Here is a 20,729-nt window from a genome sequence, read left to right on the forward strand (position 1 = left end):
GCTGTCGCTACCTTAACGCTGGCAACCCGGGAGACCTTCCTTGCTTTCACTGTTCAGCCTGCTGGTGTCGCTCGGTCTGGTAGGCGCGGCGGCCTCCAGCGGCGCGCGCTTCCGTCCTGACGGCTGGTATCGCCAGCTGGCCAAGCCCGCCTGGACGCCCCCTGACCTGGCGTTTCCCATCGTCTGGGGGATTTTGTATCTGCTCATGGCGCTTGCCGCCTGGCGGGTATTTCTCGCCGAGCCGTCGATCTGGCGCACGGCGGGACTCGCCGTCTATGCCCTGCAGCTTGCCGCCAACGCGGCCTGGTCGTGGCTGTTCTTCGGCCGCCGGCAAATTCTGCTCGGGCTTCTCGATATCGCTCTGCTGCTGTGCCTGATCGCTGCCTGTATCGCGCTGTTTGCCCCCTCAAGCGCCCTCGCCGCCTGGCTGATGGTACCCTATCTGCTCTGGGTCACGCTGGCGCTGGCACTCAACGCCAGCGTCTGGCGGCGCAACCGCCGCGCCTAGCCGCCCAGCGCCCGGGCCACCCGCGAGGCCAGAATGGCGACAATGTCCGGGTGCTCGCCCACCAGCGCCGTCGACACGATGCGTCGCCCCGGCCGGCGCCTGGCCGCCGCGCAGATGTTGTCGATATCGCCGCCCTCGCCGGCGTGACGGCCCGGCGACAAAAACAGCAGAGCCAGCACCACGTCGCTGTCGGCCAGGGCCTCGCTTTCCAGCGCGTGCTCAAGCAGCGGCTCGTTGAAGCGGTACTCGTCGCCCTCGCGGCGCTCCATGGAAGCCGGCATCACGCCGGTGGCTTCGTCGGCGAGCAGCACGCTGAGCTGCCCCGCCAGGCGGTTGCGCACCGCGGTAACCTCAGGGGCGGGGCTGCCGTGATCTACCAGCACCACGTTGAACGGCCCGTCCGCCGGCGCGCGGGCGCGCACGTGGTCGGCGAGTATCTGCGCCAGGCGCAGGTCTATCGGGGCCTGCTCGTCCACCAGCGGCGGGGCTATCGTCACGCTGACGCCGGTAAAGCGCGCCTGTACCTCGCCCAGGCGCCTGGGCAGATAGTCGGTCAGCGCCCGGCTGGGGCCGAAGAAAAACGGAATGACGACGATCTCTCTCGCCCCCCGGGAGGCGGCCCGCTCGGCGGCCGGCCCCAGAGTGATCGCCGGCTCGCCGCCGAGGTCTTCAGCGGGGATTTTGTGCGAGTGCAGCAGCGACGCCGCCTGCACCGGCTCGCCGCAGGCTTCGCCAAGCCGCGCCGCGACCCGGCGCAAACTGTGCGTTGCCTGAGGCCGCAAGGAGCCGTTATCGACCAGGAAAATGGCACGCCTGGGGTCTGACATCGCGTCTTCCTTCCATCAGAGGGTGGCGCTATGCCAAGGCGCTGGCATAGCATGTCGGGCACCGATCGCCAACCTGCCCAAGGAGCACCATGCCCGTTTCGAGCCGGCCTACCGCCGTTCCGCTTTCCAGCCTGCTGCTTGCCGTTGCCGGCGCGGTGGGCATGGCCACCATCGGCGTCATCTCGCGCATTACCGGGCTGAACGCCGAGAGCATCACCTTTTATCGGCTGGGGCTTGGCGCCTTTTTTCTGCTGCTCTATCTGGTGCTCACCCGGCGCGGGCGCTACCTGCGCTACGCGCCGGGCGTTGGCGTTGTGATCAGCGGCGGCTTTCTCGCCGCTTTTATTTTGTTTTACGTCCAGGCCATGAACTATACCCAGATGGCCAACGCCATCCTGATGGTCTATCTGGCGCCGGTGTTTTCTGCCGTTGTCGCCCACTTTCTCTTCCGCGAACGGCTGGAGCGCGCCCAGATTGTCTGTATCGCCACCGCCCTTTTCGGTTTTGCCATGATGCAGGAGTTTCGCCTGCAGCTGGGCGGCGGGCGCGACGCCGTCGGCCTGGGCTTCGGGCTGCTGGCCATGCTCGCCTACAGCGGCTTTATCCTCAGCAACCGCGGCCTGCCGCGGCACCTCAACGACCGCACCGGGGCCTTCTGGCAGCTGTTTTTCGGCGCCCTGGCGATTCTGCCGTTTGCCCTGCTAAGGCCCGAGGGGCTTGGCGCCGCCCCCTGGCAGTGGCCGTGGCTTGTGGGCGCCGGTCTGGTGCCCGGTTTTCTGGCACTGCTGTTTGCCGTACTGGCCATCAACCGCCTGCCGACCGCGCTATACGGCACGCTTGCCTACTGCGAGCCGCTGGCGGTGGTGCTGTTTGGCTGGAGCCTATTCGGCGAGTCGCTGACCCCGCTGCAGCTGACCGGCGGCGGCCTGGTGCTGGCCGGCGGCATCTTCCAGGCCCGCCTTGGCCAGCGCGCCTGACGGCAGCTGCGACGGCTGAGCGCGGCTAAACCATCAGCCAGCCAAGCACCAGCAGGCCCAGGCCAATCTGCACGATCGCCCCGAGCAGCCCTCCGCGAAGCAGGGCGCGAAAGCCGCCCAGCAGCAGAAAAAGCCCCACCACCAGCACCAGAATGCTGAAAAACGAGTCGCTGATCCCGAGCGAACGCGTCAGCCCGTCGACAAAGTCGTCGACGGCGGCAAACGCATTGCCGAAAAGCGCAAAAAGAAAGGTGACAAGCGCGTGAATGGCATTGCCGATCGCCTCGCCGACGTCGTCGAAAAATCCGTTGGCCAGCATGGTTCATTCCCTTTGGCAGATGAGCTGCCCATCTTCCCCTGATCGCTGCGCCTTGCGCAACTTCCCGCCACCGGCGGCACGCCGTATAGACCTTTGCCCCATTGCCTTGGCCAGCTATCCCGGGGTATCACATGGTTAGCGCAGGCGGGAGAGACTGCCCTGGCGGATGAAACAAGCACCGCCGGCCGGCAGCGCCGAAGGAGCAACAGCCCCGGAAACTCTCAGGCAACCGGACCGCCTGCGCCACAACATTCCGAAGAGCAGCCGGCCACCGCCGGCGCACCGAAGGAGCAAGCGCGACGCGCGTGAATCTCTCAGGTTCAAGACGGAAGGGGCCAACGCTGAACGGCGATTCGTCGCTGTGCCACAGCGCTTTTGAATACTCCCCTTTCTTCCCCTGCTTCGGGAGCACACCATGCGCCATATTGCTGTTATCGGCGGCGGCATCACCGGCATTACCACCGCCTATAGTCTGTTAAAGCGCGGTTTTGACGTCAGCCTTTTCGAACAGAACCGCTACGCTGCCATGGAAACCTCGTTTGCCAACGGCGGCCAGCTATCGGCCTCCAACGCCGAGGTCTGGAACCACTGGCCTACTATCGTCCAGGGGCTTGGCTGGATGCTTCGCCGGGACGCGCCGCTGCTGGTCAATCCGCGCCCCAGCTGGCACAAGCTCAGCTGGTTTGCCGAGTTCATGCGCGCCATTCCGCGCTACGGCGACAACACCACCGAAACCGCGCGGCTGGCCATTGCCGCGCGCGAGCACCTGTTCCGGTGGGCGGGAGACGAAAACATCGACTTTGACCTCAAGCACAAGGGCATCCTGCATATTTATCGCCACAAGGCCGGCTTTGACCACGCCGCCAGGGTCTCGCAGCTGCTGGCTCGGGGCGGGCTGGAGCGCCGCGCGGTGACGCCGAACGAAATGCGCGAGCTGGAGCCGACCCTGGCCGGCGAATATTACGGCGGTTTTTACACAGAAAGCGACGCCACCGGCGATATTCATCTCTTTACCCAGGGGCTTGCCCGGGCCGTGGAGCGCCACGGCGGCCATATTCACTACGGCTACCGCGTCGAGGACCTTGGCGCCGACCGCGAGGGCGCCTGGGTCACCTCAAGCGCCGACGACGCGCCGGTTCGCCAAACCTTCGATGGCCTGGTAATCTGCGCCGGTACCGCCAGCCGCGCCCTGGCCTCCAGGCTTGGCGATCGCGTCAACGTCTATCCGGTCAAGGGCTACTCCATCACCGTGGAGCTTGATGATCAGGCTTCCCGGGACGCCGCGCCCACGCTGAGCCTGCTGGACGACGAAACCAAACTGGTGGCCAGCCGCCTGGGAGACAGCCGCTTTCGCGTTGCCGGCACTGCCGAGTTCTCCGGCTTCAACAAGGACATCCGCGACGAGCGCATTCGCCCGCTGATCCGCTGGGTGGAAACGTGCTTTCCCGGCGTCAGCACTCGCCGAGTGGTGCCCTGGGCCGGGCTGCGCCCGATGATGCCCGACATGATGCCCCACGTTGGGCAAGGCAAGCGGCCGCCGGTGTTTTACAATACCGGCCATGGCCACCTGGGCTGGACGCTTTCCGCCATTACCGCCGAAATGCTGGCCGATACCGTCACCGACGCCTCCTCGAAGATCGGCCAGCCGGCCCGGCCTCGCTAGGGGATCCGCCTCTCAGCGGCTTTTCAGCGCCTTCAGGGCCGCCTCCAGGGAATCGCGCTCGCGCCTGGCGTAGAGCGCGACCTCGTCGATCACCTCGGCCCCCAGCGCCGCTTCGAACCGCGCCTGGCTCGAGCCGTCCGGCTGCCCCTCATTCCGACTCTGTTCTTCGCTTCCCGAGGACGACCGGTCATCGGACAGGTTCGACTGGAAAATGCCCGCGGCGCTCACGGGTAGAAAATCCTCGTACACCATCGGCGTTGCCACCAGCGCGCCGCGCTCCACCAGCGCCTCGGCGTTATCCACACGCAGCGCATCAGCCGGCAGCTGCCGAGAGTTCCTGAGGTCGCTGGCCGGCCAGTAGTGGAAAAACGCCAGCCCCTGCCGGCGCAGCGCAGCCTCGTTATCGGGAAACTCGGCAAAGGCCTCGGTCAGCCGCGCCTGGTGGGTGGCGTTGTCCGCAGCCGGCGCCTGCTGGCTGACGCTGGCCAGCAGGCGATCGTACAGCGCGCGTCCCTTGACCGTCAGCGCCACGCCGCGCTGCTCGATCTCGCCGAACCGGGCGGTGTGCGAGCCCGGGTCATCACCGACAAAGCGCACCGGCTCGTCGAGCGCCTTGAAGCTGGTCTGGCGCAGCAGCAGCGGAGCGCGCCGGTACGGCGGTCCTTCGATGATTGCCTTGGGTTCGATGCCGTACTCGGGCATGCGCCGCTGGACTTCGTCGATGTCCAGGGTGCGCGGCGTCAGGTGGTTGATGTGCGGGCCGCGAAAGCACACCACGTCGGCAATCAGCCGGTGCTCGGCGCTGAGCGCCTCATAGGTCGGCCTGTCCACGGTGGCGTCGCTGTGCCAGCGAAACGTTTCCAGCGCTTCGTTGACGAACGCTCTGGCGTCGCCTTCGTCGAGCCCGCCCTGGGCCTCGCTGCGCTCGATCAGCGTTTTCACCCCGGGGGTAAAGATGTCCCGGGCGTCGAGCAGCGCCAGCGCCCGTTGGCGCAGGTCGTCCGAGGCAATCAGCTCGGGTCGCAGCAGCGAGGTAAACACGCGAAACGGGTTTTCCTGGAGGGCGTCGTCCGCGACCGGGCGAAACGCCGTGGAATGTACCGGCACGCCGGCCGGAGAAAGGTCATAGTAGCCCACCGGAAACATGCCCATGACCGCGAACAGGCGGCGCAGCATGGCAAGCTCGGCCGGCGTGCCCACGCGGATGGCACCGTGGCGCTCAACGCCCAGCCGGCGCACCCCGTCGGCGGAGGCCAGGCGGGCGGCAAGCCCGGCGTCGGCGGCGAGGGTTTCGCGGTTGACCGCCTCCACCAGCTCGACCAGCGCCCCGTACTGGGGCACTTCCTTGCGATACATCTCGGACATCGCTCGGGCAAAGCGCGCGCGTATCTGATCGGGACTTATCCACTGACTCATGGAGTGACTCCTTGCCAAGCAGCAGCGTGTGTTCACACCATAACCGCCCTTTGGCCGCGACGTGTACCACAATTGGCCCGCTTTTCTCCATAAAGGCGCCAGCGGGAGCGCCGGAAAGACAAAGGCCAACGCCAGCGGCACGCCACGTTGGCAAACGCCGGCGCAGGGCTTAAGCTGGTTGCCCGTGCTGCCAAGGAGCCTCCATGCCCGCGCTTACCGCCACCCGGCTACTCACCGATCTCGCCGCCACCCAGCGCCGACGCCTGTCCCTGGCCGCGGCCTGCGGCCTGTTGGAAGGTGTCCTGATCGTCTTTCAGGCGGGGCTCTTTGCCTGGGTCGCCAGCGCCCTGCTGGTCGATCACCGCTCGCTTGACCGCCTGACGCTGCCTTTTATTCTCTGGCTTTCAGCGCTGCCCCTGCGCGGCCTGCTCGGCTACGCCCGGGAGACCCTGGCCCAGGACGCCTCTTTGGCGGTGCGCAAGCGCCTGCGGCGCCGGCTGCTGGACCACCTGGCGCGGCTGGGGCCGGTGCAGGTGGCCGGGCACCACACCGCGTCGCTTGCCTATCAGGCGGTCGAGCAGGTCGAGGCGCTGGACGGCTACTTTTCGCGCTTTCGCGTGCAGCTGGTGCTCGCCGTGGCGGTGCCGCTCACGGTGCTCGGCATCACGCTCTACTTCGACTGGCTGGCGGCCCTATTTCTGCTGCTGGCGGCACCCTTGATTCCGCTGTTCATGGCGCTGGTGGGCATGGGGGCCGAGCGGCTCAATCGCGAGCAGTTCGCCGCCGTCTCGCGGCTGTCCGGTCACTTCATCGACCGCGTGCGCAGCCTCACCACGCTGCGACTTTTCGGCCAGACCGAGCGCGCCACCCAAAGCGTTCACGCCGCGGCCGACGGCTACCGCGTGCGCAGCATGCGCACTTTGCGGCTGGCGTTTCTCTCCTCGGCGGTGCTGGAGTTTTTTGCCTCGGTGGCCATTGCCGTGGTGGCCATCTACGTAGGCTTCGGGCTGCTGGGCTATATCCGCTACGGCCCCGCCGACGAGCTGACGCTGTTCAGCGGGCTTTTAATCCTGCTGCTCGCCCCCGAGTTCTTCCAGCCGCTGCGAAGCCTTGCCCAGCACTACCACGACCGCGCCGCCGCCCTGGGCGCGGCGGAGCACATTGCCGAGCTTCTCGACCAGCCGGTGCCGGCCACGCGCCGCGGCGATGACGCCTCGCCCTCTCCCGCAAGCGACAACGCCCTGCTCGCGCTCGATCGGGCAAGCGTCGTCCATCCGGGCCGCGGCACGGTGCTGGGGCCAGTCACGGTGACGGTCGGGCGGGGTGAAACCATCGTGGTCACCGGCGCGTCGGGTAGCGGAAAGTCCACGCTTTTGCAGCTGGCGGCGGGGTTCGTTGCCCCCGACAAGGACGGCGCCCGCCGGCGCGCGCCGGATCTGCGCTTTGCGTGGATGGACCAGCGCCCGCTGCTGGTTCACGGCACCCTTGCCGACAATTTGCGCCTCGCCGACCCCGAGGCCGACGACGCCGCTCTCGCCCGAGCGCTGGAAAGCGCGCACCTGGGCGAGCTGCTCGCAGGCCTGCCCCGGGGGCTGGAAACGCCCGTGGGCGAGCGCGGCGCGGGGCTTTCCGGCGGCCAGGCCCAGCGGCTGGCGCTGGCCCGGGTGTTTCTCTCGGCCGCGCCGCTGGTGCTGCTCGACGAGCCCACGGCCAGCCTCGACGCCCAAAGCGAGCAGGCGATCATGAGCGCCCTTGAAGTACTCCAGGCCGCCGGGCGCACCCTGATCATCTCTACCCACCATCCGGCCCTGATCGCCCTGGCCGACCGCCGCTGGCAGCTGGATCAGGGCCGGCTCGAGGAGGTGCCCCATGGCTGACCCCGACTCTCTTGTGCGCACCCTGCGCCCCTGGCTCGGCGTACTTGCCCGGCGTCGCCGCCGGCTGTGGCTGGGCGGGCTGCTCATGGCGCTGACGCTTTTTTCGGCGCTGGGGCTGTTTGCGGTGTCGGGCTGGTTCATCACCGCCACCGGGCTTACCGGCCTTTTGTTCGCCGCCGGGGTGGCGGCCACCCTGGACGTTTACGTGCCCGGCGGCCTCATCCGCCTGTTTGCCGTCACCCGCACGGCGAGCCGCTACCTGGAACGGCTGTACAACCACGATACGGTGCTGCGCCTGCTTGCCGACCTGCGTACCCGGCTGTTTGCCACCCTGGCCGGGCAAGACAGCCGAACGCTCGCCGGCCGCCGGGCCAGCGACTGGCTCAACCGCCTGACCGCGGACATCGACACTCTGGACAGCCTCTACCTGCGGCTGCTGGCGCCGCCCGCCGTGGCGCTGGCGGTCGGCGCCCTGCTCAGCGCCGGCGTGGCGTATTTCGTGCCCCTGGCCGGCGCGGTGCTCGGCGCCACCCTGCTGGCCGGCTGGCTGTGGTTTACCCTGGGCCAGGCGCGGCTGGGCATGGCCGCCAGCCGGCGCCACGTGGACGAGCTCGAGGCCCTGCGCGGCGGCGTCATGGAAACCCTCCAGGGGCTGGCGGAGCTTGAAGCCTACGCCACCTTGCCCCGACGCCTGCGGCGGCTCGAACGGCTGGAAGCCCGCCTGCACGAAAGCCAGCGCCGGCTCGGCCGCCGGGTGGCGCTGGGTAACGCGCTGCAGGTGTGGCTGACCGGCACCGCCGTCGCCGTCACCCTGTGGCTTGCTGCCGGGGCCTTCGAGGCCGGGAGCATCAGCGGGGCGGTAGCGGTGATGCTGCCCATGGCAGTGCTGGCCATGGGCGAGGCCTTCGGCGCGCTGCCGGCGGCCTTTACCTGGCTGGGCGCCACCCGGGGCGCGGCCGAGCGGCTCAACGAGATGGCTGGCCCGACGCCTGCCGCCGTATCGGAGGCCGCTGAAGTGCCTGCCACGAACGCGCTGACGCTACGCCTCGACCGCGTTGGCGTACGCTATCCGGGCGCGCTTCAGCCGGCGCTGGAAGATCTCTCGCTGCGCCTCGCGCCGGGGGCGCGGCTGGCCGTCGAGGGCGCCTCGGGGTCAGGCAAGTCCACCCTCACCGCCCTGCTCGGCCGCCAGCTGGCGCCGTCCGCGGGGCGTATCACCCTTGGCGGTATAGCGCTCGACGCCTGGCCCGAGGCCGAGCTGCGCCGCCGGGTCGCAGTGCTGACCCAGCAGACCGAGCTGCTCGACGACAGCCTTGCCGCCAACCTGCGCCTGGCCGACCCGAAGGCGGATGACGAAGCGCTCTGGCAGGCGCTGGGGCAGGTGTCGCTTGCCGATTGGGCCCAGGCGCTACCCCAGGGGCTGCAGACTCGGGTAGGCGAAGGCGGCCGGCGGATTTCCGGCGGCCAGGCGCGCCGGGTGGCGCTGGCGCGGCTTTTTTTATGCGATCCGGCGCTGGTGGTACTCGACGAACCCTTCGCCGGCGTCGACCGAGCCACGGCCCGCGCGCTGGGCAGCGCGCTTGACGCCTGGCTTGCCGAGCGCAGCGTGGTTTATCTGGTACACAAGGCCGATGGCGAGGCCTCGCTACCGGGTATTCAGCAGACAATATCGCTGGCCAGCGGCCGCCCGCAGCGCGCTGCGACAATACACCATGGCCCTGGAGGCAGCGCTCAGTAATAGGATATTGGGCATAGCTCATAGACGATAGATGAGTGCTAAACCGCTTCAAAAAGCGCTAATCTCGCTATGAAGGAAGGTTAACGGCACATTTGCCGGCTTTTTGGTACGCCCATTTTATCCCGGAGGTCATCATGGAGCTGGATCCGCTTCTGCTCTCCAGGCTGCAGTTTGCTTTCGTGGTGCTGTTTCACGCCATTTTTCCGGTGTTCACCATCGGTCTGGCATCCTACATCGCCCTGCTGCACGGCCTGTTCTACAAAACCAAAAACCCCGCCTGGGATCGCCTGGCGCTGTTCTGGACCAAGGTCTTTGCCGTGGTGTTCGGCATGGGCGTGGTGTCGGGCATCGTCATGTCGTTCCAGTTCGGTACCAACTGGAGCAACTTCGCCCAGGCCACGTCCAACTTTATGGGCCCGGTGCTGAGCTACGAAGTGCTGACGGCGTTTTTCCTCGAGGCCGGCTTTCTCGGCGTGCTGCTGTTTGGCCGTCACAAGGTACCCGAAGGCGCGCACCTGTTTGCCGCGCTGATGGTGGCGCTGGGAACGTTCATTTCTGCGTTCTGGATCCTCTCCGCCAACAGCTGGATGCAGACACCGGTGGGCTACGAGCTGGTCGACGGCCGCTTTCACATCACCTCCTGGACTGATGCCATCTTCAACCCCTCCTTCCGTTACCGCTTTGCCCACATGGTCATGGCGTCGTTTTTGACCGGAGGCTTTGTGGTGGCCGGCGTCAGCGCTTGGTTTCTGCTGCGCAAGCGCGACGTTCCCGCCAACAAGAAGGCACTCTCCATGTGCCTGTGGCTGCTCTTGATCCTGACGCCGGCCCAGGCGGTGGTGGGCGACTTCCACGGCCTCAACACCCTGGAGCATCAGCCAACCAAGGTAGCGGCCATGGAAGCCAACTGGGAAACCGACTCGGGCGTGCCGCTTTTGCTCTTTGCCCTGCCCGACGGGGACGCCCAGACCAACCATTGGGAAGTGTCGATCCCCCGTCTCGCGAGCCTGATCTTGACCCACGACCTCGACGGCACGGTACCGGGGCTTAAGGAAGCACCGGCTGATGAGCAGCCGCCGGTATTCATCGTCTTCTGGTCGTTCCGCATCATGGTGGGACTGGGCCTGGCGATGATCGCCGTGGCGCTGGCCGGCCTTGTTCTGCGCCGGGGCGGGCGCGTCTATAGCCAGCCGCTCTACCTGAAGACCCTGGTAGGCATGATCGGCGCGCCCTTCGTGGCGGTGCTTGCCGGCTGGGTGGTCACCGAGTCCGGCCGCGCGCCCTGGCTGGTGCAAGGCGTGATGACCCACGCCGAGGGGCTGACGCCATCGCTGACCGGCGCCATGGCGCTGTTCAGCCTGATCGGCTACATGGCGGTATACGCCGTCGTATTTTTGGTGGGTATTTACTATCTGACCCGCGTGGTGAAAAACGGCATGCTGCCCGACCCCGACGAAGTCGACGACGGCATGGGAAGCGCCAAGCGTCCGTTTTCCGCCGCGCATACGCCCTTTGACGACCACGACCTGCAGGGAGCCAAGTCATGAATCTGGATATTACCCTGGTATGGGCCGGCATTATCGGCTTTGGCGTTATCATGTATGTCCTCATGGACGGCTTTGACCTGGGCCTGGGGATTCTCTATCCCTTTGCCCCGGATGAAACGTCTCGGGACGTGATGATGAACTCGGTAGCTCCGGTGTGGGACGGCAACGAAACCTGGCTGGTGCTGGGCGGAGCCGGCCTGCTCGGTGCCTTTCCGCTGGCCTACTCGGTATTTCTCCCGGCGCTTTACATCGGCGTATTCCTGATGCTGGCGGGGCTGATATTTCGCGGTATATCCTTTGAATTCCGCTTCAAGTCCAGAAAGAATCGCCACTGGTGGAACCGCGCCTTCTGCTGGGGCTCCGTGGTGGCCACTTTCGCCCAGGGCGCGGTGGTTGGCGCCTATATCCAGGGCTTCCCGGTCGAAGACAAGATCTTTGTCGGCGGCGCCTTCGACTGGCTGACGCCGTTTACCGTGATTACCGGTCTGGGGCTAATGGCCGGCTATGCGCTGCTCGGCGCTACCTGGCTGATCCTCAAGTCTGAAGGGCATACCCAGGACTGGGCCTACGCCATTACCCCGCGGCTGCTTTGGGCCGTACTCGGCGTGTTTGCCATCATCAGCCTGTGGACGCCGCTGGTCAGCGTCGACGTGCGCGAGCGCTGGCTCAGCCATATTCACCTGATCTGGGTATTCCCGATTCTCGCCATGGTCTGCGCCGCCGCCCTTTATCGTGCGGTGAAGCAGCGCGAGGAGGGACGCCCCTTCATCATGGCGCTGGGACTTTTCATCTTCACCTATCTGGGCATGATTGCCAGCAAATGGCCGGTCATCGTCCCGCCGGACTACACCGTCTGGGACGCCGCCTCGGCGCCGGAATCCCAGGTCTTTTTGCTCATCGGCACGGTGTTTGTCATTCCCGTTGTCCTGGCCTACACCACCTGGACGTACTGGGTGTTCCGCGGCAAGGTAAAGGCGGATGACGGCTATCATTAAGCCGGCAACCATTATCAAGGCATAAAAAACCGCCCGCTTTCTCAGCGGGCGGTTTTTTTTGTGGCTCATCGCACTTTATTAGCGGGAATGCAGGCGCAACTTCCCGACCAAGTGTGGTGGGAAATGGGATGGACCCGTCCTTCTGTGCCAAGCTGGATATAACATCTAGCCAGCAGTGCACAGAACACTGACGGCATCGGTGAAGGAGGATCCATCCATGAAACAGATTAGCATTATAGGCATTGACCTGGCGAAACACGTTTTTCAACTGCATGCCGTGGATGCGCACGGTCACAAAGTATTCAGCAAGCAAGTCCGGCGAGAGAAGTTACGCTTGACGCTGGCCCAAATTCCGCCTTGCCACGTCGCCATGGAAGCGTGCGGCTCCGCTCATTACTGGGCGAGAGACATTGGCACGCTGGGCCATGAGGCCGAGCTACTGCCACCGCAGGCGGTCAAGCCCTTCGTGCTGGGCCACAAGAACGATGCGCGCGATGCCGCGGCTATCGCCGAGGCTGCGGCGCGCCCGGCCACGCCTCGAGTGACGATCAAGACGGAAGCACAACAGTCCCTGCAAGCAGTGCACCGAGTACGCAGTCGGTTAGTGCGCGAACGCACCGCCGTCGGCAACGAGCTGCGCGGCCTGCTGGGCGAGTTTGGTCTAATCGTGTCGCAGGGGCACGCGGTGATACGCCAGGGCGTTATTCGTGAGCGGCTGGACGAGCAACGGGCGCGGCTGGGGGAAGAACTCTACACCCTGCTGAACGACCTGCTCGATCAATGGCTCGAGAACGATGCCCGGATCGCGCGCTATGACAAGCGTCTGCAGCGTCTGGCCAGGGCATCAGATGACATGCAGCGGCTGATGAGTCTGCCCGGCATCGGCCCGATCAATGCGACGCTGTTGTTCAGCCATCTGGGCGATCCGGCGCGATTCCCCAACGGACGTCAGTTCAGCGCCTCGTTGGGGCTAGTGCCACGCCAGCATTCCAGCGGGGGTCGCAACCAGTTGATGGGGATCACCAAACGCGGCAATGGCGAGGTTCGAAAGCAGTTGGTGCACGGTGCCCGCGCGGCATTACGCCAGTTCCAACGTCAGGAACATCCCGACCGGCTGTCCCGTTGGGCCTGCTCGTTAGCGGCGCGTCTTGGGCAACGCAAGGCCATTGTGGCCCTGGCGAACAAGATGGCGCGGATTTGCTGGTCGCTATTGGCCCATGAACGGCGCTATCAGCCGCAGGAGGCCGCTTGATGATACCGAACAAACAGGGAATATAGCTTAGCATGCGATAAGTTACCCAACCCCGAGGTTGCGCAGGCGAGATGCTTCGATGGCATAACGGGTCAGACCGGCTTTCTGTCACTCTGTAAAGTGCGCAGGCCCATCACGAGGCCGAGTGGGAGATCAGAGCAGAGAGCGCGTATTCCATCAGGGCCAGGCACGGCAAGTGCCATCAATAGGCCGGATATAAGCGTGCAGTCCTCACTCTTATGCGTTGTTGCTTCTGGCTTGCACAACAGGACGGGTCCATATAAGCGCAATTTATTGCGCTCCCACCCTGTCAGGATGCTTCGGTGCCAGCGCTTGCAAACATGGCGTTTATACCAGGATATGGCGGTACTCCTATCCGTCAAAGTCGGCGAAGAAGCTTTCTTGTGCTGCGGCGATTATTTCGGCAGCTGGGCCTTGCGTACGTAGGTCAGCGGCGCCTCGAACTCGCCAAATTTGGCCCGGGCATCGTCGTCGGAGACGCTCGGCGGAATGATCACGTCTTCGCCGACGGTCCAGTCGGCCGGCGTGGCAACGCCGTGGCCGGCGGCGGTCTGCAGAGCATCCAGCGCGCGCAGGATCTCGCTGAAGTTACGCCCGACGTTCATCGGATAGGTCATGGAAAGCTTGAGCTGCTTGTCCGGGCCGATAATGAACACCGAGCGCACCGTGGCGCTGTCCGCCGGCGTGCGACCGTCCGGCAGGTAGGCTTCCGCCGGCAGCATGTCGAACAGCTTGGAGACCTTGAGATCTTCGTCGGCAATGATCGGAAAGCCCACGGCGCAGCCGGCGTAGGACTCGATGTCCCTGGCCCAGCCCTGGTGATCCTCCACGCCGTCAACGGAGACGCCGATCACCTTGGTGCCGCGCTTTTGCCACTCGTCATTCAGCGTGGCCACGGCGCCGAACTCGGTGGTGCACACCGGCGTAAAGTCCTTCGGGTGGGAAAACAGAATCGCCCAGCTGTCGCCGATCCAGTCGTGGAAGCTGATGCTGCCCTGGCTGGTATCGGCTTCGAAATCGGGGACGGTCTCATTGATACGTAGCGACATCGTTGACTCCTGAGAGTTGCATTTCCGGCGCCCGCGTTGGGCGCAGCCTGATTCACACAGAGCTATCATAGCCTCGGCAGCGATTTATATACAAATGGCATCAGATACATAATTCTTATTACTTAATTACGGTTTTAACTGCTCTTACCTCACCCTGCCCGTTCTTGCTCCGCTGCCCGGCGCCGATACACAGCTTTTTCTTGACGCCCGGGGAGCAGTGCTATAAAACTATAATTGTACACAACATCGTATTTGCACAATATCTGGACAACCCAAGGAGCCTCTAATGAAAACAGCGCTGACTACCGCCCTGGCTACCGGCGGCCTGATGGGCACCATCGCCGGTGCCAGCATGGCCGCCGACAACCCCATGAGCGTGCACGTACTCAACATCGAAAACGGCCTGCCCTCGCCGGACGTCAACGTCACCCTCGAGCAGCGTCACGACGACGGCCAGTGGGAAGAGATCAACAGCGCCGTCACCGGCGACAACGGCCGCATCAACGCGCTCTACCCCGCAGATACCGAACTTGAGAACGGCGTCTATCGGGTAACGTTCGATACCGGCGAATGGTTCGAAAGCCACGACACCGAGACTTTCTTTCCCGAGGTGCCGGTTGTCTTCGCCATCGACGGCGAGCTGGACCACTACCATATTCCGCTGCTGCTGAGCCCCTACGGCTACTCCACCTACCGCGGCAACTAAGCGTATCGCCGCCGACGCCATGAGCGTCCGCTACAGCGCCCCAAACGAGACTGCCCCCGCTGCCACAAGGCAACGGGGGCAGTTTTTTTCAAGACGTTGACCGGCAGACCGGGCGAGCCTGGCTGTGCAGCGCTGCCTCTGACAGGGTCAGCGTTTGCTTACAGGTGCCATTCGAGGTTGAACGTGGCGCATCGGTGTCCACGCCCTTGTTGCCGAACTTGTTGCGCCAGAACTCGTAGCCCACGCCGGCCCAGAGGCGGTTCTCCTCGCCCCAGGCAAGCTTGCCGACGTCCATCATCAGCGACGGGCGCGAAAGGCGCTCGGGCTTGGTGTGCTCACTGCCGCCGCCCTTGCCCTTGGCGCCGTTGTAGTTGAAAAAGCCCTGGAACTTCATCGGCACGGCGCCGGCCTCGAAGGGCAGTCCCCACGCCAGGTTGACCTGGTAGTAGTCGTCAAACTCACGGGGGCCGATGAAGTTGGCGTGGTTCCACTCGTGGGAGTAGAAAAAGCTCAGGTCGAGAAAGCCTTCCGGCACGTCGAACTTGAGCGTCGGCCCCGCCAGCAGCTGTCGCTTGCGCGGCGCAAACTCGGTGTTCTTGGTGTTGAGGTCCACCCCGCCGGTCAGCGCCACGTCCTTGACCGGCCCGAACGCCAGCTCATCGCCAAACAGCTTGCCGTAGTGCAGCTGGTTGCGATACATCACGTAGGCTTCGGTCGCGCCGGTATCGCCGCCGCTTGTCGGGTCGTTGCTGTCCGACTGCAGCAGATCGAGGTTGAACAGGTGCTGGCCCAGCGAATGGCCGCCAACGTAGTTGAACTGAAGAATATGCTTTTCGATGTGCTTGTCCCCGTCTTTCTGAGGACCGGGCCCCGGCTCGGTGAAGTCGGTGCCGTAGCGATAACCGATGAAAGAGTCGCTCCAGGTAGCTGCCTGGGCCTGGGTGAAAGCGCACGCCGCCAGCGTCGTGGCGCCCACCAGAGCGGCCACGGAGTGTTTGGTGCTAAACATCAGTCAAATACCCTTTGGTTTTATTGTAAGAGTTGTGCCCGGCGCTTTGGCGCCGGATGTTGCTCCAACTGCCCACCGCGTTGTTGCGCCTTGGCGCTTTGTTGTCGGGGCTGCAGTCAGCTTGCGGTACGTCCGGCCGGCAATGACGGAGCGCCAGCCGAACAAGGCGCCGGCCATGTACCGAACACCTATTGTATACAATAACAACCTACACAAAACGCTTCGAATCGACAACAGTTTCTCCAAAATGTTGTCGCTCTTTATGCTTTATCCCAGCACACAGTGGCGGTGCTCGGCCGCCTCTTTACCAGCGCCAGAGGGACGGCCACCCACAAAAAACGGCGCCCTCTCGGGCGCCGTACGCCGCCGGAAGCGGCCGGGCTGAGCCGGACGGCGCTAGCCACGGGCGCCGAAGATGGCCATCAGATCGGTTTCTGCCTCTCGGGGGCAGAGCTCCAGAAGATTCTCCAGGCTGTATAGGTGGTGATCCACGCCGGCCCTGGCCGCCTCGGCATCGCCGCGCTGCAAGCTGTCCAGCAGTCGGGGATGATCGCCTTCCAGATAGCAGGAGCTCAGCGTTGGGCGCTTGTAAAGCGCAATCACGATGGACGTGCGCACGATCAGGTCGGTGAGCATGGAGCCCAGGATGCGGTTGGGCGCGTGCTCTGCCAGCAGATGGTGAAAGCTCAGCGAGTGCTCGATGCGCGCCGGCTCGTCACCCTTGGCGTAGGCCAGCCTTTCCTGCTCGACGTGATGGCTCAGCGCGTCCAGCGCTTTGGCGTCGAGCCTGCCCGCCTGGAGCGCCACGGCTTCGCCTTCTACCAGCCGCCGGGCGGCGAAGGTGTCCCGGGTTTCCTCGATGGTCGGCGCCCGCACCCGCGCCACCTGGTTGGGGCGCTGGTCCAGCACGTGCTCCGAGGCCAGCCGGGTGAGCGCCTTGCGCACCACCGAGCGGCTGACGCCAAACACCTCGCCCAGCGTGACTTCGGGCAGCCGGGTATCCGGCGGCAGGCGCTGCATCAGCACCGCTGCGCGAATGTGGTCCACAATATCCTGATCGCTGACGCGACCGCGCTCCCGCGCAGTCGGCGACAGCGTTTTACGCCAGACGGGGTTCATCGACCGTTCTCCACATGAGTGCATCACAAAACGGTGCATTTTAGCCCCGAAAGGCGGCAGAAAGACAGCGGCGGCTTGAAAAGGCCGCCCCGCTGCTCTGCCGCAATGGTTCGCGCTGAAGCCTAGCTACCGGGTCAGTCTCGCCGGTGGGCATCGGTCACGCGCAGCACTTTCATGGTGTTGGTGCCGCCGTGGGCGTTCATGTGATCGCCTCGGGTTACGATGACGTGGTCGCCAACATGGGCAAGGCCTTCCTTGACCAGCAGCGCCAGCGCATTGCCGTGAAGCGCCGAGGCCTCCATGCGGCTGGTATCAAACGCCAGCGATACCACGCCGCGATAGAGCGCCATGCGCCGCTGGGCAATGGCGCTGTGCGCCAGCCCCACGATGGGCAGGCCTGAGTGGATGCGCGAGGCAATCAGCGCGGTATAGCCGCTCGAGGTCATGCAGGCGATGGCCGAGACGCCCTCCAGGTGATTGGCAGCGTACATCGCCGACAGCGCCACGGTTTCATCGCTGCGGGTGAAGCCCTGGTGGATACGGTGGCCGGACTCCTGGGTGCTGCGTTCGCGCTCGGCACCCAGGCACACCCGGTCCATGGCCTCGACGGTTTCCACCGGATAGTCGCCGGCGGCGGTCTCGGCGGACAGCATCACCGCATCGGTGCCGTCGAGCACGGCGTTGGCCACGTCGAAGACCTCGGCCCGGGTGGGCAGCGGCGACTCGATCATCGACTCCATCATCTGGGTGGCGGTGATCACCGCGCGGTTCAGCGTGCGCGCGCGCTTGATGATGCGCTTTTGCACGCCGATCAGCTGGGAGTCGCCGATTTCCACGCCCAGATCTCCCCGGGCGACCATCACCGCCTCGGAGGCCTTGATGATGCCGTCCAGGGTGGCCTCGTCGGCCACCGCCTCGGCGCGCTCGATCTTGGCGACCAGGCCGATCGCCCTGCCTTTCTCGCCCAGCAGCCGGCGCGCTTCCTCCATGTCGGCGGCGGTCCGCGGGAAGGAGACGGCCATGTAGTCCACGCCGATGTCCAGCGCGGTTTGCAGGTCTTCCCTGTCCTTGTCGGTGAGCGCCGGCGCCGACAGGCCGCCGCCCAGCTTGTTGATGCCCTTGTTGTTGGAAAGCGTACCGCCGACCACCACGCGGGCATGGACTTCGCGACCTTTGACCGCCTCGACGTCGAGCACCAGCCGGCCGTCGTCCAGCAGCAGGCGATCGCCAACGTCCAGGTCATCGGCCAGGGTCTTGTAGTCGCAGCCGACCCGGGTGCTGTCGCCGGCGTCGCTGTCCAGTTCCATGTCGAGGATGAAGGGCGCGCCTTCGTCAAGCTCGACTTCGCCGTCCTGGAAGCGGGCGATACGGATCTTGGGCCCCTGCAGGTCGGCAAGGGCAGCGACGCTCTTGCCGATACGGTCGGCAATCTCGCGCACCCGGGCCAGCCGCTGGCGGTGATCGTCCGCCGAGCCGTGGGAGAAGTTGAGGCGCACGACGTCGACGCCGGCGCGCAGCATACGTTCCAGCTCGCCCTCACGGTCGCTGGCGGGTCCCAGCGTAGCGACAATCTTGGTGCGGCGAATGGGAACATAGATATTGTTGTTCATACGAACCTCGGCAGCGCCGGAGAGGCGCGAAAATCGTTGACGTTGGTGCGGGCTGACCGACCCGTCACGCTTGAGTGTGCCAGGGGCAAAGAGGAAGGGAGGAAAGCCGGCGCCAGGTGGTTCAACAGGCGGGATGAGACCTGACGCCGGATAAGGGGCACCGCTCGCGCGGTGGCCGCAGGTGCCACCCTCTTTGCCCGGGGGTGACACCTGACTCGGGGCGCGGCGCGCACGGCAGCGCGCCGCAAGCGGCAAATTACTTGCCGACTTCGTGGTTGGCCAGCATTTCCAGCGCGCGCACCATGCCGGCGTGGTCCCAGTCGGCGCCGCCGTTGGCCGCGCAGGCCTGCAACAGCTGCTGGGCGTTGGCGGTACCCGGCAGGGAGACGTCCAGCGTCCGCGCACCTTCCAGCGCCAGGTTGAGGTCCTTCTGGTGCAGCTTGACCTTGAAGCCCGGATCGAAGGTGCGGTTGATCATGCGCTCGCCGTGGACGTCCAGAATCTTCGACTGCGCCAGCCCGCCGAGCAGCGACTCGCGCACCTTGGCCACGTCGGCACCCGCCTTGGAGGCGAACAGCAGGCCCTCGGACACGGCTTCGATGGTCAGCGCCACCACGATCTGGTTGGCGACCTTACAGGTCTGACCGGAGCCGTTTTCCCCGATATGGGTAATGGAAGCCCCCATGATGTCGAGAACCGGCTTGCCGCGTTCAAAGGCCGCTTCGCTACCGCCTACCATGATGGTCAGCGCGGCGTTGATGGCCCCGCCTTCGCCGCCGGACACCGGAGCATCGAGGTAGTCACCGCCGGCCTCCTTGATGCGCCTGGCGAAGTCCTGAGTGGGCATCGGCGCGATGGAGCTCATGTCGATGACCAGGGTGTCTTTCTGGAGGCCTTCGATCACGCCGTCCTCGCCGAACAGGACTTTTTCCACGTCCGGCGTGTCCGGCACCATGGTGATGATGATCTCGGACTGCTCGGCGACCGCCTTGGGATTGTCGACGACGTTGGCGCCCTTTTCCTTGAGGTCGGACGGCAGCGGTGAGTTGTGCAGCACGGTGTAGATGTCGTGGCCGGCGTCCAGCAGATGGCCTGCCATCGGGCGGCCCATGATACCCAGTCCGATAAAACCGATCTTGCTCATCGTAATCTCCTGTCACTTGCACTGAAGACGTGTCACCTGCAGCCAGGCGCCACGTACGGCTTGCGTTGTGTCTATGGCTTAGCGCGCGTCTTTCAGCCAGCCAAGCCCTTCTTTGGTGCCGGCCTTCGGCTTGTATTCGCAACCGATCCAGCCACTGTAGCCCAGGCCATCGAGGTGGGCGAACAGGAAAGGATAGTTGAGTTCGCCGGTGCCGGGCTCGTGGCGGCCCGGGTTGTCGGCCAGCTGCACGTGGGCGATGCGTCCGAGATGCTTTTCGATGGTCGGCGCGATATCGCCTTCCATGATCTGCATGTGATAAATGTCGTACTGCAGCTCGAGGTTGTCGCTGCCCACCTCGTCAAACAGCGCGATCGCCTGCTCGGTGCGGTTGAGGAAGAACCCCGGGATGTCGCGGGTGTTGATCGGCTCGGCGATCAGCAGGATCCCTTCGGCCTTGAGCTTGTCGGCGGCGAAGCGCAGGTTGTCGACCAGCGTCTTGCGCGCCTCCTCGTCGCTGACGCCTTCCGGCTGGATACCCGCCAGGCAGTTGACCTGGGTGTTGCCCAGCACCTTGGCGTATTCGATGGCCTTGTCCACGCCTTCGCGAAACTCGTCGACGCGGTCCGGGTGGCAGCCGATGCCGCGCTCGCCGCCGCCCCAGTCGCCGGCCGGCAGGTTGAACAGCACCTGCTCCAGGCCGTTGTCGTCCAGGCGCTTTTTGATCTCGGAGGCGTCGAAGTCGTAGGGGAAGAGGTATTCCACCCCCTTGAAGCCCGCGTCGCCGGCCTCCTTGAAGCGGTCGAGAAAATCCACCTCGGTGAACAGCATGCTGAGATTAGCGGCAAATTTGGCCATATCAATCTCCCTGTGTGTTTGCGTGTAGGTCAACGCGCTTGGCGTGCCTGTCAAAGGGCCCGGCACCGCTAACCGCCGGTGCCGGGGCGTCACACTG

At 65.1% G+C, this 20,729-nt stretch carries 18 protein-coding genes and 1 riboswitch; of the genes, 9 read left to right on the forward strand and 9 right to left on the reverse strand.

What is annotated here, in order from left to right:
- The first annotated feature begins 40 nt into the window (after positions 1–40).
- Positions 41–508: a TspO/MBR family protein gene (locus P1P91_RS14190; protein ID WP_311883436.1), complete on the forward strand. Its 468-nt coding sequence runs from the start codon at positions 41–43 to the stop codon at positions 506–508.
- Here P1P91_RS14190 and P1P91_RS14195 read toward each other — a convergent pair.
- Complete coding sequence (locus P1P91_RS14195; RefSeq protein ID WP_311883437.1) at positions 505–1,335, reverse strand: sirohydrochlorin chelatase; 831 nt, start codon at positions 1,333–1,335, stop codon at positions 505–507. The two genes, P1P91_RS14190 and P1P91_RS14195, sit on opposite strands and share 4 nt — an antisense overlap.
- 89 nt (positions 1,336–1,424) lie before the next feature.
- On the opposite strand from P1P91_RS14195, the gene P1P91_RS14200 reads away from it, so the two are divergent.
- The gene (locus tag P1P91_RS14200; RefSeq protein WP_311883438.1) at positions 1,425–2,312 is read left to right on the forward strand and encodes a DMT family transporter; all 888 of its coding nucleotides are present in this window, start codon (positions 1,425–1,427) and stop codon (positions 2,310–2,312) included.
- A gap of 25 nt (positions 2,313–2,337) precedes the next feature.
- Here P1P91_RS14200 and P1P91_RS14205 read toward each other — a convergent pair whose 3' ends face one another.
- Entirely contained in the window at positions 2,338–2,631 is a 294-nt protein-coding gene (locus tag P1P91_RS14205) for a hypothetical protein (RefSeq protein WP_311883439.1), read from the reverse strand.
- Positions 2,632–2,766: 135 nt separating this feature from the next.
- A riboswitch (glycine riboswitch) is annotated at positions 2,767–2,878 on the forward strand.
- Positions 2,879–3,046: 168 nt separating this feature from the next.
- Between P1P91_RS14205 and P1P91_RS14210 the strand changes: the two genes are divergently transcribed.
- Complete coding sequence (locus P1P91_RS14210; RefSeq protein ID WP_311883440.1) at positions 3,047–4,294, forward strand: D-amino acid dehydrogenase; 1,248 nt, start codon at positions 3,047–3,049, stop codon at positions 4,292–4,294.
- 12 nt (positions 4,295–4,306) lie between these two features.
- On the opposite strand, the gene hglS is transcribed toward P1P91_RS14210, so the two are convergent.
- Positions 4,307–5,710, reverse strand: a complete 1,404-nt coding sequence (hglS, locus tag P1P91_RS14215; protein WP_311883442.1) for a 2-oxoadipate dioxygenase/decarboxylase HglS — start codon at positions 5,708–5,710, stop codon at positions 4,307–4,309.
- A 203-nt stretch (positions 5,711–5,913) separates the two neighbouring features.
- Between hglS and cydD the strand changes: the two genes are divergently transcribed.
- The 5 genes from cydD (at position 5,914) to P1P91_RS14240 (ending at position 13,119) form a co-directional block, all read left to right on the forward strand.
- On the forward strand, positions 5,914–7,587 hold the full coding sequence (cydD, locus tag P1P91_RS14220) for a thiol reductant ABC exporter subunit CydD (protein ID WP_311883443.1): 1,674 nt from the start codon (positions 5,914–5,916) through the stop codon (positions 7,585–7,587).
- A complete protein-coding gene (gene cydC / locus P1P91_RS14225; protein ID WP_311883444.1) occupies positions 7,580–9,325 on the forward strand; it encodes a thiol reductant ABC exporter subunit CydC in 1,746 nt (581 codons plus the stop codon). Before cydD ends, cydC begins: the two co-directional genes overlap by 8 nt.
- A gap of 134 nt (positions 9,326–9,459) precedes the next feature.
- Positions 9,460–10,872 (forward strand): cytochrome ubiquinol oxidase subunit I, encoded by a 1,413-nt coding sequence (locus P1P91_RS14230; RefSeq protein ID WP_311883445.1) that lies wholly within the window; start codon positions 9,460–9,462, stop codon positions 10,870–10,872.
- On the forward strand, positions 10,869–11,867 hold the full coding sequence (locus P1P91_RS14235; RefSeq protein WP_311883447.1) for a cytochrome d ubiquinol oxidase subunit II: 999 nt from the start codon (positions 10,869–10,871) through the stop codon (positions 11,865–11,867). The genes P1P91_RS14230 and P1P91_RS14235 overlap by 4 nt, the downstream gene beginning before the upstream one ends.
- A 217-nt stretch (positions 11,868–12,084) precedes the next feature.
- Positions 12,085–13,119 carry an IS110 family RNA-guided transposase gene (locus P1P91_RS14240; RefSeq protein WP_311882018.1) on the forward strand — a complete coding sequence of 345 codons (1,035 nt, stop codon included), beginning with the start codon at positions 12,085–12,087 and terminating at the stop codon, positions 13,117–13,119.
- A 416-nt stretch (positions 13,120–13,535) separates the two neighbouring features.
- On the opposite strand, the gene P1P91_RS14245 is transcribed toward P1P91_RS14240, so the two are convergent.
- Positions 13,536–14,189, reverse strand: a complete 654-nt coding sequence (locus P1P91_RS14245) for a peroxiredoxin (RefSeq protein ID WP_311883449.1) — start codon at positions 14,187–14,189, stop codon at positions 13,536–13,538.
- 286 nt (positions 14,190–14,475) lie between these two features.
- Between P1P91_RS14245 and uraH the strand changes: the two genes are divergently transcribed.
- A complete protein-coding gene (uraH, locus tag P1P91_RS14250; protein WP_311883451.1) occupies positions 14,476–14,895 on the forward strand; it encodes a hydroxyisourate hydrolase in 420 nt (139 codons plus the stop codon).
- Between the two features lie 88 nt (positions 14,896–14,983).
- Here the strand turns inward: uraH and P1P91_RS14255 are convergent, their stop codons facing one another.
- The 5 genes from P1P91_RS14255 to hyi all read right to left on the reverse strand — a co-directional run bounded on the left by P1P91_RS14255 (position 14,984) and on the right by hyi (position 20,632).
- Positions 14,984–15,904: a hypothetical protein gene (locus tag P1P91_RS14255; RefSeq protein ID WP_311883453.1), complete on the reverse strand. Its 921-nt coding sequence runs from the start codon at positions 15,902–15,904 to the stop codon at positions 14,984–14,986.
- Positions 15,905–16,300: 396 nt separating this feature from the next.
- Positions 16,301–17,023: a GntR family transcriptional regulator gene (locus P1P91_RS14260; protein ID WP_311883455.1), complete on the reverse strand. Its 723-nt coding sequence runs from the start codon at positions 17,021–17,023 to the stop codon at positions 16,301–16,303.
- Between the two features lie 134 nt (positions 17,024–17,157).
- Positions 17,158–18,633 carry a pyruvate kinase gene (gene pyk, locus P1P91_RS14265; RefSeq protein ID WP_311883457.1) on the reverse strand — a complete coding sequence of 492 codons (1,476 nt, stop codon included), beginning with the start codon at positions 18,631–18,633 and terminating at the stop codon, positions 17,158–17,160.
- Between the two features lie 256 nt (positions 18,634–18,889).
- Positions 18,890–19,777 (reverse strand): 2-hydroxy-3-oxopropionate reductase, encoded by an 888-nt coding sequence (locus P1P91_RS14270; RefSeq protein ID WP_311883459.1) that lies wholly within the window; start codon positions 19,775–19,777, stop codon positions 18,890–18,892.
- 78 nt (positions 19,778–19,855) lie between these two features.
- Positions 19,856–20,632 (reverse strand): hydroxypyruvate isomerase, encoded by a 777-nt coding sequence (gene hyi / locus P1P91_RS14275; RefSeq protein WP_311883461.1) that lies wholly within the window; start codon positions 20,630–20,632, stop codon positions 19,856–19,858.
- Between the last annotated feature and the right edge of the window lie 97 nt (positions 20,633–20,729).

It is taken from the genome of Halomonas piscis, from assembly GCF_031886125.1.
Lineage (GTDB): Bacteria > Pseudomonadota > Gammaproteobacteria > Pseudomonadales > Halomonadaceae > Vreelandella > Vreelandella piscis.

What these genes read in the sequence shown, in the direction of transcription:
- P1P91_RS14270 (WP_311883459.1), bottom strand. Translation starts at nt 19,777, where the DNA reads ATGAGCAAGATCGGTTTTATCGGACTGGGTATCATGGGCCGCCCGATG.
- P1P91_RS14235 (WP_311883447.1), top strand. Translation starts at nt 10,869, where the DNA reads ATGAATCTGGATATTACCCTGGTATGGGCCGGCATTATCGGCTTTGGC.
- cydC (WP_311883444.1), top strand. Translation starts at nt 7,580, where the DNA reads ATGGCTGACCCCGACTCTCTTGTGCGCACCCTGCGCCCCTGGCTCGGC.
- P1P91_RS14205 (WP_311883439.1), bottom strand. Translation starts at nt 2,631, where the DNA reads ATGCTGGCCAACGGATTTTTCGACGACGTCGGCGAGGCGATCGGCAAT.
- P1P91_RS14230 (WP_311883445.1), top strand. Translation starts at nt 9,460, where the DNA reads ATGGAGCTGGATCCGCTTCTGCTCTCCAGGCTGCAGTTTGCTTTCGTG.
- cydD (WP_311883443.1), top strand. Translation starts at nt 5,914, where the DNA reads ATGCCCGCGCTTACCGCCACCCGGCTACTCACCGATCTCGCCGCCACC.
- P1P91_RS14240 (WP_311882018.1), top strand. Translation starts at nt 12,085, where the DNA reads ATGAAACAGATTAGCATTATAGGCATTGACCTGGCGAAACACGTTTTT.
- hyi (WP_311883461.1), bottom strand. Translation starts at nt 20,632, where the DNA reads ATGGCCAAATTTGCCGCTAATCTCAGCATGCTGTTCACCGAGGTGGAT.
- P1P91_RS14245 (WP_311883449.1), bottom strand. Translation starts at nt 14,189, where the DNA reads ATGTCGCTACGTATCAATGAGACCGTCCCCGATTTCGAAGCCGATACC.
- P1P91_RS14260 (WP_311883455.1), bottom strand. Translation starts at nt 17,023, where the DNA reads ATGAACCCCGTCTGGCGTAAAACGCTGTCGCCGACTGCGCGGGAGCGC.
- P1P91_RS14200 (WP_311883438.1), top strand. Translation starts at nt 1,425, where the DNA reads ATGCCCGTTTCGAGCCGGCCTACCGCCGTTCCGCTTTCCAGCCTGCTG.
- P1P91_RS14195 (WP_311883437.1), bottom strand. Translation starts at nt 1,335, where the DNA reads ATGTCAGACCCCAGGCGTGCCATTTTCCTGGTCGATAACGGCTCCTTG.
- P1P91_RS14255 (WP_311883453.1), bottom strand. Translation starts at nt 15,904, where the DNA reads ATGTTTAGCACCAAACACTCCGTGGCCGCTCTGGTGGGCGCCACGACG.
- pyk (WP_311883457.1), bottom strand. Translation starts at nt 18,633, where the DNA reads ATGAACAACAATATCTATGTTCCCATTCGCCGCACCAAGATTGTCGCT.
- uraH (WP_311883451.1), top strand. Translation starts at nt 14,476, where the DNA reads ATGAAAACAGCGCTGACTACCGCCCTGGCTACCGGCGGCCTGATGGGC.
- P1P91_RS14210 (WP_311883440.1), top strand. Translation starts at nt 3,047, where the DNA reads ATGCGCCATATTGCTGTTATCGGCGGCGGCATCACCGGCATTACCACC.
- hglS (WP_311883442.1), bottom strand. Translation starts at nt 5,710, where the DNA reads ATGAGTCAGTGGATAAGTCCCGATCAGATACGCGCGCGCTTTGCCCGA.